This is a genomic window from Klebsiella sp. GW_Kp182 (genome assembly GCF_040062275.1).
In the GTDB taxonomy this organism is placed as follows: Bacteria; Pseudomonadota; Gammaproteobacteria; order Enterobacterales; family Enterobacteriaceae; genus Klebsiella; species Klebsiella michiganensis.
Window position 1 is genome coordinate 1 of record NZ_JBEAFQ010000007.1, and the last position, 12714, is coordinate 12714.

Consider the following 12714-nt stretch of genomic DNA (forward strand, 5'->3'; position numbering starts at 1 on the left):
TGGTAACCCGTAGCCCGGGTAAGGCGTTTACGCCGCAACCCGGGGAATATGCCGTAACTTGGCATTGCTGCGGCTTCTTCCCGGCTTGCACAGCTCCTGCCCGGGCTACAGGCCCACAGATTGCTGAGGACGCGTAGCCCGGACAGATGCGCAGCATCGCCTCCGGGGCAGTTACCTCACCGCATATCTAATTTCCGGCAGAGCACATGTAAATAAATTGTTTCTCACCAGCCGCGGGCGCTTCTAATAATGCAGACATGTTAATCCACATGAGCCTGCGAAATGTCTTATCGAATCAGTATCCTGGATAAAAGCCCGCTGGCAGCCGGAGAAACGGCTGCCCAGGCGCTGGCGCGTACATTAACGCTTGCGCAACAGGCGGAAGCCTGGGGCTATCATCGCTTCTGGATAGCCGAACACCACAATACTGACCAGCTCGCCAGTCCGTCGCCAGAGCTGGCCATTGCCTGGATCCTTGGCCAGACCCGCAGGATTCGCGTTGGCTCCGGCGGCGTCATGCTGCAGCACTACAGCCCGTATAAAGTGGCGGAAAACTTCAATATGCTGGCTTCCCTCGCTCCGGGCCGCGTGGATCTGGGCGTGGGCAAAGCCCCTGGCGGACTGCCGCTCTCCACTCGCGCGTTACAGCAGGGGCTTGACCCCCAGCAAAAGGGGCGTTTTGCCGACCAGCTGGCGCAGCTCGACAACTGGCTGTCGCTGACCGAAACCGACGGTGAGGAGAGCGTCCGCGCAACGCCGATCCCGCCGCGTCGCGCCGACGGCTTTCTGCTCGGCGCCAGCCTGGAGAGCGCGCAGCTGGCGGCGCAGCTGGACTGGAACTTCGTCTTCGCCGCCCATCTCAACGGCGATAAGCAGCTGCTGCGCGAGGTGTTAACCCGCTGGCGTGAACTGAGCCGTCGAGACGCGATTATTGCCGTCCAGGTCATCGTGGCCGAAGAGGACGCGACGGCGGCGGAGCTGGCAAAATCCGTCGAAACGTGGGGCGTTGAGCTGGAAAACGGCCAGCGGGTCACCGTCGGCAGCGAAGCGCAGGCGGCCGCCTTTGCCCGTCAGGCGGGCAGCAGGCCGATGCGCATCGCCCGGCGGGAATCGGCGGTGCTGTTCGGCACCCCGGAACAGGTGAAAGCGCAGCTGGATGCCCTGCAGTCGGGCTGGAACATCGACGAATTTATTATCGACACGCCCATTAACGATGGCGCGGCGCGCCTTAACTCCCTGCGCCTGCTGGCCCGGGCGCATTTGAGCGCGGAGGTGCAGCCATGAGCCTTTCCGAACAGTTAATTCGCTGGCGGCGCGAACTGCACCAGTACCCGGAGCTCTCGCTGCAGGAGGTCGACACCACCGCACGTATTCGCGACTGGCTGCAGAGCGGCGGCATCAGCCTGCTGCCTTATGAACTGAAAACCGGCGCGGTTGCCGAAGTGGGCAGCGGCGATAAGGTGATAGCCCTGCGTGCCGATATCGATGCGCTGCCTATCGAAGAGGCGGCCAGCGTGCCGTTTCGCTCGCTGAATGCCGGCGTGATGCACGCCTGCGGGCATGATATTCATACCAGCGTGATCCTTGGCGCGGCCTTACTGCTGAAACAACGCGAAGCGCAGCTGGCGGGACGCGTCCGTATTCTGTTCCAGCCGGCGGAGGAGAGCTTCGGCGGCGCGAAAACCCTGATTCGCGCCGGCGTGCTGGAGGGCGTTTCCGCCATTTTCGGTATGCATAATGAACCGGGTCTGCCGGTGGGCGAATTCGCCACCCGAGGCGGCGCGTTTTACGCCAACGTCGATCGCTTTGTATTTAAGGTGACCGGCAAAGGCGCTCACGCCGCCCGGCCTCATGAAGGGAAGGACGCCATTCTGCTGGCCAGCCAGCTGGTGACCCTGCTGCAAAGCGTCGCCAGCCGCGAAGTGAATACCCTCGATTCCGTGGTGCTTAGCGTCACGCGGATTCAGGGCGGCAATACCTGGAACGTCCTGCCGGAAAGCGTCGAGCTGGAAGGTACGCTGCGCACCCACAGCAGCGCAGTCCAGCAGCGGGTGAAAGCGCGGGTAAGCGAGATTGCCGCCGGCTTCGCCAGCGCCTTTGGCGCGCAGATCGATGTCTTCTGGTACGCCGGGCCGACCGCGCTGGTTAATGATGAGCGCTGGGCCGCTTTCGCCAGCGACGTGGCCGATAAGTCCGGCTACCGCACGCACCATGCGGATCTCCATCTCGGCGGGGAGGATTTTGCCGTTTATCTTCAGCATATTCCCGGCGCGTTCGTCAGCATCGGCAGCGCCAGCGAATTTGGTCTTCACCATCCGGCGTTTAACCCGGATGAGCGTTTAATCGCCCCGGCGGCGCACTACTTTGCCGATCTGGCAGAGCAGGCATTACAAGCACTTTAATTATTCAGGGTCATTGACTAAGGATTAACGATGTCTGAACAACGGCAGCTGCGCATTGGTACCATATTACACGGCGCATCGGGAAATATGTCGGCCTGGCGTCATCCGGCCGCGCTGGCCGACGCCAGTATTAACTTTGAGTTCGTCAAGCAGACGGCGTTAAAAGCGGAAGAGGGCAAGCTCGATTTTATTTTTGTTGCCGATGGCTTATATATTAATGAAAAATCGATCCCGCATTTTTTAAATCGTTTTGAACCGCTCACCGTATTATCCACCCTTGCGGCGGTAACTTCGCGTTTAGGCCTGGTCGGTACCCTGTCGACCTCCTACAGCGAACCCTTTACCACCGCCCGCCAGTTCGCCAGCCTCGATCATCTGAGCGGCGGCCGCGCGGGCTGGAACGTGGTCACCTCGCCGCTGGAAGGTTCAGCAAAAAACTTCTCCCGCGCCCAGCATCCCGATCATGCGCTGCGCTACCGTATTGCCGATGAATATCTGCAGGTTGTCAAAGGCCTGTGGGACTCCTGGGAGCAGGACGCGTTTATTCGTAATAAAGAGAGCGGCCAGTTCTTTGATAAAAACAAGCTGCACACGCTTAATCATCACGGCGATTTCTTTAAAGTAGCCGGTCCGCTAAATATTGCCCGCACGCCGCAGGGCCGGCCCATTATCTTTCAGGCGGGCGCCTCCGATGACGGTAAAAAGTTAGCCGCCAGCCACGCAGACGCTATTTTTACCCATCAGGAGTCGCTGGCGGAGGCGCAGGCCTTTTATCGCGACGTCAAAAGCCAGCTTGCAGCGCACGGCCGCCGGGAGAGCGAACTGCATATCTTCCAGGGCGTCAGCGTCATCGTTGGCGACAGCGCCGACGATGTGGAGCAGCAATACCAGACCACCGCTGCGCTGGTGTCGATTGAAGACGCGCTGAATTATCTCGGCCGCTATTTTGAACATCACGACTTTGCTCAGTATCCGCTGGATGAGGCGTTCCCGGATATCGGCGACCTCGGGCAGAACAGCTTTCGCAGCACCACCGACGAGATAAAACGCAATGCCCGCGAACGCGGCCTGACGCTGCGCCAGGTGGCGCTGGAGGCGGCCAGCCCGCGACCGCGCTTTGCCGGAACCGCTGAAGAGGTGGCGGATGGTCTGCAGCAGTGGTTTGAACAGCGCGCGACGGACGGTTTTATTATCCAGGGCGGTACGCCGGATACCTTCCCGCGCTTTGTGGATCAGGTGGTACCGATTCTTCAGCAGCGCGGACTATTCCGCCGGGAATATCCCGGCACCACGCTGCGCGAAAGCTTAGGGCTGGCAGAGCCCGTGAATCAATTCCAAAAACAATAATAGAGAACACCCGCTATGCAGAAAACGCAGAAAAAATCGCTATTACTGGCGCTGGCGCTGGCCGTTAGCGCGTCATCCTGGGCGCAGAACGTCACGATCAACGGCACCGGCGTGAGCCTCGAAGCCAACAAAACGCCGATTCATACGGCGAAAAACCCGCAGGCTATCGCGCAGCTGCCGAAAGGTCTCCACCTGGCGGTGCCGGGTAAGCTGACGGTCGCGGTCGCCGCGCTGAACTCACCGCCGCTGACCGTGTTTTCTGACGATAACAAAACCCTGCTCGGCAGCGAGGTGGATATCGCCCGCCTGGTGGCCGACAGCCTCGGGCTGGAGCTGAATGTGGTACCCACCTCGTGGGAGGACTGGCCGCTCGGCGTCGCTTCCGGCAAATATGATGCGGCGGTCAGCAATATCACCGTGACCAAAGAGCGCAAAGAGAAGTTTGATTTCGCCACCTACCGCAAAGATTCGCTGGGTTTTTACGTCAAGAGCACCAGTCCGCTGAGCAAAATTGAAAAAGCGGAAGATATTGCCGGGCTGCGGATTATCGTCGGCTCCGGCACCAATCAGGAAGCCATTTTGCTGGCGTGGAACGCCGAGAATCTCAAGAAGGGGCTGAAGCCGTTTACGCCGGTCTACACCAAAGACGACGCCGCCCAGACCCTGGCGCTGCAGTCCGGGCGCGCCGACGCCTTCTTCGGTCCCAACGTGATCGGCGCGTGGAAAGCGGCGCTGACCGGCAAAACCAAGCTGGTAGGCAGCGTTGACGGCGGCTGGCCGAAGGCGGCGCATATTGCCGTGACGGTGAAAAAAGGCAGCGGTCTGGTAGAACCGGTACAGACGGCGCTGAACGGCGCAATCCGCAGCGGCGACTACGCGAAGGTGCTGAACCGCTGGGGGGAAGGCGTGGAGAGCATTCCGCAATCGGAAATCAACCCGGCCGGACTCGGCGACTAACAGGAGGCATGATGAGCGATCTATTCCGCGATGTCTCCCCGGAAGCGCCGGAGCTGCAGCCGATTATTGAGGGCCTGTTCGGCGAGTACGCCGCACGCTACGGCGACTATTTCTCCCGCGATGCCGAAATCGAGCTGACTGAATGGTATCTGGCGCCGCAGGGGCTGTTTATCGTGCTGGAGCGCGAAGGGGACATTATCGCCACCGGCGCGTACAAACCGAAAGATGCCCATACGGCAGAAATCAAACGTATCTGGACCCATCGTCGTCTGCGCCAGCAGGGGCTGGCGGCGAAAGTGGTGCAGGAGCTGGAGCGACGGGCGCTGCTCGCAGGCTACAGCCATATCTATCTGACCACCGGTTTTCGGCAGCCGGAAGCGGTGCGGCTCTACCTGAGCCAGGGCTACGAGGCGCAGTTTGACCTCAGCCGCGATCCGGAAGAGTACAGCCTGCCGCCGTTCGATGGTCGACTGCGCTTTACGAAAGCGCTGGCGGTCAGCGCGCTGAGCCAGAGCGCTTAAGGAGCCAATATGCATACCCAGGAAACGATTAAGGTTGTCCCCGCGCGCTATCCGCTGCGGGCGGTAGGCGCGCTGCTGGCGCTGCTGGTGCTGGCGGTGGTGATTCAATCGGTCGCCTTTAACCCGCGCTGGGAGTGGCGCGTCTTTGCCCGCTGGTTCTTTGACCCGGTGATCCTTGAAGGTCTCGGGCAGACGCTGCTGCTGACCCTGCTGGCGACGGCGCTGAGCGTTATTCTCGGCGGCCTGCTGGCGCTGGCCCGGCTCTCCAGTTCATGGCTGCTGAGCAGCCTGGCCTGGGGCTATATCTGGCTGTTCCGCTCGCTGCCGCTGATCGTGGTGCTGATTATTCTCTACAACTTCTCCTATCTTTACGACACGCTAGCGATAGGCATTCCGTTCACCGCGATTCGCTGGGCCAGCTTTGAGACCATCAACGTACTGGGGCAGTTTTCTACCGCCGTTGTCGGCCTGACCCTGGTGCAAAGCGCCTACACCGCCGAAATTATCCGCGGCGGCTTTCTCGGGGTCGATCACGGGCAGTATGAAGCGGCGGCGGCGCTGGGGCTTCCGGCCAGCCGTCGGACCCTGCGCATTATTCTGCCGCAGGCGCTGCGCACCATTTTACCGGCGGGCTTTAACGAAATTATCAGCCTCGCCAAGGGGACGGCGATGGTTTACGTGCTGGCGATGCCGGAGCTGTTTTACACCATCCAGATGATCTATAACCGCACCCAGGAAGTGATCCCGCTGCTGATGGTCGGCGCCGCATGGTATCTGGCGATCACCAGCGTGCTGTCGCTGATCCAGTATCTGGTCGAGCGCGGACTGGCCCGCAGCGAACGCCGCTCGGCGGTCAATAGCGCCCGCAGCAGCCGCCGCGTTGAGTCCATTCGTCGCCCACAACCCCAGGAGTCCGCCCATGCCCAACTCTCGTAACGGCCATATCTCCATCACCGGCGTCAGCAAATATTTTGGCCGCCATAAAGCGCTTGATGACGTATCGCTGGAAATCGAACCCGGCACGGTGACGGTGATCCTCGGGCCGTCCGGTTCGGGAAAATCGACGCTGCTGCGGGCGATTAATCATCTGGAGCGCGTGGATGAAGGCTTTATTCAGATCGATGGCGACTATATCGGCTATCGCCGTAAAGGCGACAAGCTCTACGAGCTGAAAGAGAAAGAGATCCTCCGCCAGCGGGTTAACGTCGGCTACGTATTTCAGAACTTCAACCTGTTCCCGCATCTGACGGTGCTGGAAAATCTGATTGAAGCCCCCATCGCCCATAAGCAGGCGACCCGCAAAGAGGCGATCGCGCGGGCGTATGAACTGCTGGACGTGGTCGGACTGCGCAATAAAGCCGAGGCCTGGTCGCGGCACCTGTCCGGCGGCCAGCAGCAGCGCATCGCTATTGCCCGGGCGCTGGCGCTTAACCCGCGGGTAATGCTGTTCGATGAACCGACCTCCGCGCTCGACCCTGAGCTGGTGGGGGAAGTGCTGGACGTGATTAAAAAGCTGGCGCGCTCCGGCACCACGCTGGTGGTGGTCACCCATGAAATCGGTTTTGCGAAAGAGGTGGCGGACCGGGTGGTGTTTATGGTCGACGGCAAGATAGTCGAGCAGGGCAGCAGCGACGCCGTGCTGAACCAACCGCAGCATCCGCGTACGCGGCAGTTCTTATCGAGGGTATTAGCGGCATGAGAAACGGACTTTTGGCCCTGACACTACTCTCTTTATCTGCGGCATCGCAGGCGGCTATCGACCTGCGCGCCAACGAGCAGCCGCTGCCGGTGACCCGCGATGAGCAGGCGATCGCGAAGATCCCGGCAAATTACGCCTTCGTCGAGCCGGGTACCTTAACGGTGGCGATTTCGGCGCTCAATTCGCCGCCGCTGGCGCTGTTGGCCAGCGATAACCGCACGCGTATCGGCAGCGACCCGGATATTGCCCGGCTGCTGGCCGGCAGCCTCGGGCTGAAGCTAAAGCTGGTGCCCACCGCCTGGGAGGACTGGCCGCTGGGGATTACTTCCGGACGCTACGACGTCGCGCTGGTCAATATTGCGGTGACCGAGCAGCGGAAAGAGAAGTTTGATTTTGCCACCTATCGCGTTGACTCTCTGGCCTTTTCCGTGAAATCAACCAGCGATATCGCCCGCGTGAGCGGTCCGGCGGATCTCGCGGGTAAAAAAGTGATCGTCGGGTCCGGGACTAACCAGGAGCGGATTTTGCTCGGCTGGAACGCCGAAAACGAAGCCGCCGGGCGGCAACCCGCGCTGCCGGTCTACCTGACCGATGACGCCTCGGGTAACCTCTATATTCAGTCCGGTCGCGCGGACGTGTTCTTTGGGCCGCAGTCGGTGGCGGCCTATAAAGCGGCGCTCAGCGGCAAAACCAAAGTCGTCGGCCTGGGGCCGAAAAAAGCGTACGTTGCCACCACGACCAAAAAGGGCAACGGCCTGGCTCCGGCGCTGCAGGCGGCGCTGAACGGCGCGATTGCTCGCGGCGAGTATCAGAAAGTGCTGGCGCGCTGGGGAGAGCAGGGCGAAGAGGTGACGCAATCGGAAGTGAATCCGCCGGGGATAACCTACTAAAAAACCGCTGTTTCGCAGGAGTGTGATGCGAAACAGCGGAGGCGAATGCTCGCCAGGGTTTTAAATCAGGCGGCGCGCGGGGTCAGCGTCAAACGATCCAGCGGCCCGACGATAAACAGATAGGAGAACAGGCCCAGCACGCCCATGGAACCGACGTACAGGATGGCGTAATCAAAGGAGTGGGTATTAGCGAGGATCACGCCGATAACCAGCGGCGTGATAATACTCGCCAGGTTGCCGCACATGTTGAACACCCCGCCGGCAATTCCCAGCATTTCCTTCGGCGAGGTGTCGCTCAGCACGCACCAGCCGAGGTTACCGAAACCTTTAGCAAAGAAGGCCAGGCTCATGGCGGCGATCACCACCACTTCCGAGGTGGTGTAGTTGGCGACGACAATCACGCAGGAGAGCAGCATGCCGCAGATCACCGGCAGCTTGCGGGCGGTCGTCAGGCTGTAGCCGCGTTTGAGCAGCCAGTCTGAGAATACCCCACCGAGCAGTCCGCCGATAAATCCGGCAATGGCCGGGATACTGGCGACAAAACCGACCTTGAGGATCGACATACCTTTGGCCTGGTAGAGATAGGTGGGAAACCACGTCAGGAAGAACCAGGTAATGGACGTTACGCAGAACTGGCCGATATACACGCCGATCATCATGCGATTAACGCAGACGCTTTTAATCTGCGCGAGGGTTAATTTCTGCTGCGTTTTTTTCGTCCCTAATTCCGGCTCGCCGCCGCCTTCGCGAATATAGTCGAGCTCCTGTTGGTTAATTTTTGGATGATGAGAGGGATCTCTTACTTTTACCAGCCAGAATATTCCCAGCACCACGCCGATAGCGCCAATATAATAAAATACGTAGTGCCAGCTTAAATTATGCAGAATAATCGTCATTAGCGGCGTAATAATTCCCAGGGAAATATACTGCGCGGCCTGATAGACCGAGGTGACGAATCCGCGCTCTTTATTGGGAAACCACTGTACGCTGAGACGGCTGTTAGCGGGGAAGGCGGGGGCTTCAATCGCGCCCATCATCAGGCGCAGAATCACCAGTACGATCAATGGGCTGGCGAACAGATAGATCGTTCCCTGAAACATGGTGACGATCGACCAGCCAATCAGCGCGCAGCCGTAGACCAGCCGCGAACCATATTTATCCAGCAGCCAGCCGCCGGGTATTTGCATAATGACGTAGGAGATACCAAAAACTGAAAAGGCCAGCCCCATCGCCTCGGGATCAAAGCCTAGCTCTTTGCTCATAATAGGCGCGACGACGGACAGCGTTGCCCGGTCGGCATAATTAAATACGGTAGCCAGAAATAAAAACAGTAATATGCCGTAACGCACGTTGCTGCGTTTTAAGGGGGTAGTCATCTTCAACTCCTTTGCAGGGTTGTTTATTGTGGGTACAGTCAATAAGTGGTATTTCCCCGGCAGGGCTACAGGTTTTCAGTCATCTGCGGACCGGTAGCCCGGACAGATGCGCCGCATCGCCTCCGGGAAAACGCGATATTCTCCCGGGGGCGGCGCTTGACGCGCCTTGCCCGGGCTACGGAGCCTTTAGCCCTTGTGCCGCCATCCGGGGAATTCGGTTAAGGGCGTTTACCAAACTCGCAGCTTTGCTGGGTCCAGCGGCGGGCCTGTTCGCTCAGGGTAAAGCCCAGACCGTGGCGTTCGGAAACCCACATCCGCCCGTCGCGCAGCTCCAGCTGTTCGTTAAACAGCGGGTTCAGCCACTCGAAGTGCTCCAGCCACGGCTCGAGCGGGTAGGCGGCGGCGAGATGCAGGTGTACCTCCATCGCAAAGTGCGGGGCCAGCTTGCGACCGTGCTTCGCCGCCAGATCCATAATCTTCAGGAACGGGGAGATCCCGCCGACGCGCGGCGCATCCGGCTGGACAAAGTCGCTGGCGTTGCCGAGGATAAGCTGCTCATGTTCGCGGAAGCTGGTCAGCATCTCGCCGGTGGCAATCGGCGTATCCAGCGCGGCGGCGAGCTGCGCGTGGCCTTCAACATCGTAGGCGTCGAGGGGCTCTTCAATCCAGATCAGATTGAACTGCTCCATTTTGCGCCCCATGCGGATGGCGGTTTCGCGATCCCACTGCTGGTTGGCGTCCACCATCAGCGGGAAGTCATCGCCCAGCACCTCACGCACCGCCGTCAGGCGACGAATATCTTCGGCGGTATTCGGCTGACCGACCTTCAGCTTAATCCCGCCAATTCCGTTCTCACGGGAGATAGCCACGTTTTTTAACACCTGATCCAGCGGCGTATGCAGGAAGCCGCCGGAGGTGTTGTAGCACTGAACGGAATCGCGGTGCGCGCCGAGCAGTTTCGCCAGCGGTAGTCCGGCGCGTTTGGCTTTCATATCCCACAGCGCAATATCAAGAGGGGAGATGGCCTGTACCGCCATACCGCTGCGGCCAACGGATGCGCCGGCCCACAGCAGTTTGGTGTAGATCTTGTCGATATCGTTCGGATCTTCGCCGAGCAGATTATCGGCGATCTCTTTGGCGTGGGCGTAAATGCCCTGGCCGCCCGCACGCTTGGAATAGCTGAAGCCAACGCCTTCAAAGCCGTCCCGGGAGCGGATTTCCGCGATAACGATCGCTACTTCGGTAAGCGGTTTTTGCCGACCGGTCAGAACCTTTGCATCGCTAACGGGGGTCGCCAGCGGCAGAAAGGCCAGCGACAGTTTGACGTGTTCAATGCGGTCGCCGGTTTCAGCGGCGGTTTTGACGCCGGAAGCTTTGGCGTAGGTCACGGACTCGGAATTAGCGCTCGAGGTCATAGTCAGTTCCTTTTCAGTGGTAAAATGTTTGCGCTAACATTTTTAATCGTGAAATTGTCCTGGCGCTACGACAGTGATTTTAATTTGTACAAACGATCACAATTAGCGGTTATAAAGGGTAAAATTATGCAGCTCAGGTCACGATCCAAAAATGTTTGTGAAAAATCACAAATCAAAATGATAGCGATAACATTTTGTGTTTCAGGTATTTGATTCTATTGAGGATGTCGAGGTGAGCGCTGGCAATTGCGCGGGCCATCATCAATAATGCCCACAGAAAACGACTCAACACAGGGGCTTAGTCGTGAAAAGCAGAAAACCGACGCGCGCGCCGACGCTGGATGACGTAGCCCGTAGCGCCGGATTGTCGTCGATGACGGTCAGCCGGGCGCTGAATACGCCGCAGCTGGTGAGGCCAAAAACGGTCGAGAAAGTGATGCAGGCGGTGCAGGCAACGGGCTATATCCCTAACGCGCTGGCCGGCGGCCTGGCCTCCAGGCGCAGCAAGCTGGTGGCCGTGGTGGTGCCGCAAATCAATAACAATATGTTTGTCGATACCATCCAGGCGCTGAGCGATACCCTGGCGGCGCGCGGCTACCATATGCTGCTGTGCGTGGCTGGCTACAGCCGACAGACCGAAGCCGAGCTGGTAGCAACCTTACTCTCCCGGCGTCCGGATGGCGTGGTATTGACCGGCATTCAGCACGCCCCGGCGTTGAAGAAGACGATCCTCAACGCCGCCACGCCGGTGGTGGAAATCTGGGATCTCACCCCGACGCCACTGGATATGCTGGTCGGTTTTTCGCATGAAAAAGTCGGCGAAACCATTGGCGAGTACCTGCTGGAGAAAGGCTACCGCCGCCCGGGTCTGCTGTGGGCCGGCGATGCGCGCGCGACGTTGCGAAAGCAGGGGCTCCGCGCCCGGCTGGCCAAAAACGGCATTGACGATGCGCCGCAGGTCGAGGTGCCGCTTCCGGCATCGCTGGCGCTGGGGCGTCGCGGGCTGGCCGAGCTGCTCGCCGGCGGCGAGTTTGACGTTATCGTCTGCAGCTCCGATACCCTTGCCCAGGGGGCGATTATGGAAGCCGAAAGCCGGGGGCTGCGCGTGCCGCAGGATCTGGCGGTGATCGGTTTTGGCGATCTGGACTTCGCCGCCAGCAACCGTCCGGCCATCACCACCGTCAGCGTCGACCGTCATGCCATCGGCGAGCAGGCGGCCACGCTGCTTGCCGACCGCATAGAAGGCGGAGAAGAAGGGGAAGCGATTATTGATATCGGCTTTCACCTGGTGGCGCGAGAGTCGGCGTAGCTCTGCCGTTTCGCATGTGCGAGGGGGCCTCAATAGCGGCATGGCGTAATCAAATCTATACTGCAAAATTGCTAAACCCGTCGCCGCTCTGTTCCTGAGCGGCAAATTCATCGAGGGCGCAGAATATGATCACCGTCTATGGCGTACCCGGCTGGGGCTCAACAATTAGCGAACTGATGCTGACGCTGGCCGATATCCCGTATCATTTTGTTAACGTTGAGGGCTTTGACCAGCCGGGCCCGCAGCGCGACCGCCTCAAAAAGATAAACCCGCTGTGTCAGGTGCCGACCCTGACGCTTGCAGACGGCAGCGTGATGACCGAATCCGCGGCGATTGCCCTGATGATCCTCGACGTTCGACCGGATCTGGCTCCGGCGCCGGGATCGCCGCAGCGGCATGCCTTTCAGCGTCTGCTCATCTGGCTGGTGGCGAACGTCTATCCCACCTTTACCTTTGCGGATTACCCGGAGCGCTGGGCCGCCGATGCGCCAGAACAGCTGCGGGAAAGCTGCATCAGCTATCGCAAATCGCTCTATCTGTGGCTGGAGGAGCAGCTTGCCGCCGCGCCGTATGCGCTGGGGGCGGAGATAACCCTGCTGGACTGCTATATTGCGGCGATGTGCGCCTGGGGCCCGCGCCGGGAGTGGTTTGCGGCGCAGACGCCAAAATTCTTCGCCGTGGCGGATGCGGTGTATCGCCATCCCAAACTCGAAGCCGTTCTGCGCCGCAACGAGCTGATTTAAAGCACAAAAAGCGATCCGGATGACGCGGGTTATGCTAGTTTTATCGTCCAGACAA

At 59.8% G+C, this 12714-nt stretch carries 10 protein-coding genes and 1 pseudogene; 9 read left to right on the plus strand and 2 right to left on the minus strand.

Going from position 1 to position 12714, the window contains the following annotated elements; genetic code table 11:
• Positions 1–282: 282 nt before the first annotated feature.
• The 7 genes and pseudogenes from ABLU88_RS08495 (at position 283) to ABLU88_RS08525 (ending at position 7816) form a co-directional block, all read left to right on the plus strand.
• Complete coding sequence (locus ABLU88_RS08495) at positions 283–1284, plus strand: LLM class flavin-dependent oxidoreductase (protein WP_348836308.1); 1002 nt, start codon at positions 283–285, stop codon at positions 1282–1284.
• Complete coding sequence (locus ABLU88_RS08500; RefSeq protein WP_064357553.1) at positions 1281–2402, plus strand: amidohydrolase; 1122 nt, start codon at positions 1281–1283, stop codon at positions 2400–2402. Before ABLU88_RS08495 ends, ABLU88_RS08500 begins: the two co-directional genes overlap by 4 nt.
• A 30-nt stretch (positions 2403–2432) precedes the next feature.
• Positions 2433–4706: pseudogene (locus ABLU88_RS08505) on the plus strand (NtaA/DmoA family FMN-dependent monooxygenase).
• An 11-nt stretch (positions 4707–4717) separates the two neighbouring features.
• Complete coding sequence (locus tag ABLU88_RS08510) at positions 4718–5227, plus strand: GNAT family N-acetyltransferase (RefSeq protein WP_348836423.1); 510 nt, start codon at positions 4718–4720, stop codon at positions 5225–5227.
• Positions 5228–5236: 9 nt separating this feature from the next.
• Positions 5237–6163: an amino acid ABC transporter permease gene (locus ABLU88_RS08515; protein WP_014229255.1), complete on the plus strand. Its 927-nt coding sequence runs from the start codon at positions 5237–5239 to the stop codon at positions 6161–6163.
• On the plus strand, positions 6147–6926 hold the full coding sequence (locus tag ABLU88_RS08520) for an amino acid ABC transporter ATP-binding protein (RefSeq protein WP_014838408.1): 780 nt from the start codon (positions 6147–6149) through the stop codon (positions 6924–6926). Before ABLU88_RS08515 ends, ABLU88_RS08520 begins: the two co-directional genes overlap by 17 nt.
• Positions 6923–7816, plus strand: coding sequence for an ABC transporter substrate-binding protein (locus ABLU88_RS08525; protein WP_029946963.1), 894 nt, complete (start codon positions 6923–6925; stop codon positions 7814–7816). The genes ABLU88_RS08520 and ABLU88_RS08525 overlap by 4 nt, the downstream gene beginning before the upstream one ends.
• A gap of 65 nt (positions 7817–7881) precedes the next feature.
• Here ABLU88_RS08525 and ABLU88_RS08530 read toward each other — a convergent pair whose 3' ends face one another.
• Together ABLU88_RS08530 and ABLU88_RS08535 are read right to left on the minus strand one after the other, a co-directional pair.
• Entirely contained in the window at positions 7882–9192 is a 1311-nt protein-coding gene (locus tag ABLU88_RS08530; protein WP_048263002.1) for an MFS transporter, read from the minus strand.
• Between the two features lie 218 nt (positions 9193–9410).
• Positions 9411–10607 carry an L-talarate/galactarate dehydratase gene (locus ABLU88_RS08535; RefSeq protein WP_025107872.1) on the minus strand — a complete coding sequence of 399 codons (1197 nt, stop codon included), beginning with the start codon at positions 10605–10607 and terminating at the stop codon, positions 9411–9413.
• A gap of 304 nt (positions 10608–10911) precedes the next feature.
• Here ABLU88_RS08535 and ABLU88_RS08540 point away from each other — a divergent pair, with 304 nt between their 5' ends.
• Positions 10912–11916: a LacI family DNA-binding transcriptional regulator gene (locus ABLU88_RS08540; RefSeq protein WP_029946962.1), complete on the plus strand. Its 1005-nt coding sequence runs from the start codon at positions 10912–10914 to the stop codon at positions 11914–11916.
• A 125-nt stretch (positions 11917–12041) separates the two neighbouring features.
• Positions 12042–12659, plus strand: a complete 618-nt coding sequence (locus tag ABLU88_RS08545) for a glutathione S-transferase family protein (RefSeq protein ID WP_134898031.1) — start codon at positions 12042–12044, stop codon at positions 12657–12659.
• The last annotated feature ends 55 nt before the right edge of the window (positions 12660–12714 follow it).

Coding starts and splice junctions, on each gene's coding strand:
- ABLU88_RS08495 (WP_348836308.1), top strand. CDS start 283: ATGTCTTATCGAATCAGTATCCTGGATAAAAGCCCGCTGGCAGCCGGA.
- ABLU88_RS08500 (WP_064357553.1), top strand. CDS start 1,281: ATGAGCCTTTCCGAACAGTTAATTCGCTGGCGGCGCGAACTGCACCAG.
- ABLU88_RS08510 (WP_348836423.1), top strand. CDS start 4,718: ATGAGCGATCTATTCCGCGATGTCTCCCCGGAAGCGCCGGAGCTGCAG.
- ABLU88_RS08515 (WP_014229255.1), top strand. CDS start 5,237: ATGCATACCCAGGAAACGATTAAGGTTGTCCCCGCGCGCTATCCGCTG.
- ABLU88_RS08520 (WP_014838408.1), top strand. CDS start 6,147: ATGCCCAACTCTCGTAACGGCCATATCTCCATCACCGGCGTCAGCAAA.
- ABLU88_RS08525 (WP_029946963.1), top strand. CDS start 6,923: ATGAGAAACGGACTTTTGGCCCTGACACTACTCTCTTTATCTGCGGCA.
- ABLU88_RS08530 (WP_048263002.1), bottom strand. CDS start 9,192: ATGACTACCCCCTTAAAACGCAGCAACGTGCGTTACGGCATATTACTG.
- ABLU88_RS08535 (WP_025107872.1), bottom strand. CDS start 10,607: ATGACCTCGAGCGCTAATTCCGAGTCCGTGACCTACGCCAAAGCTTCC.
- ABLU88_RS08545 (WP_134898031.1), top strand. CDS start 12,042: ATGATCACCGTCTATGGCGTACCCGGCTGGGGCTCAACAATTAGCGAA.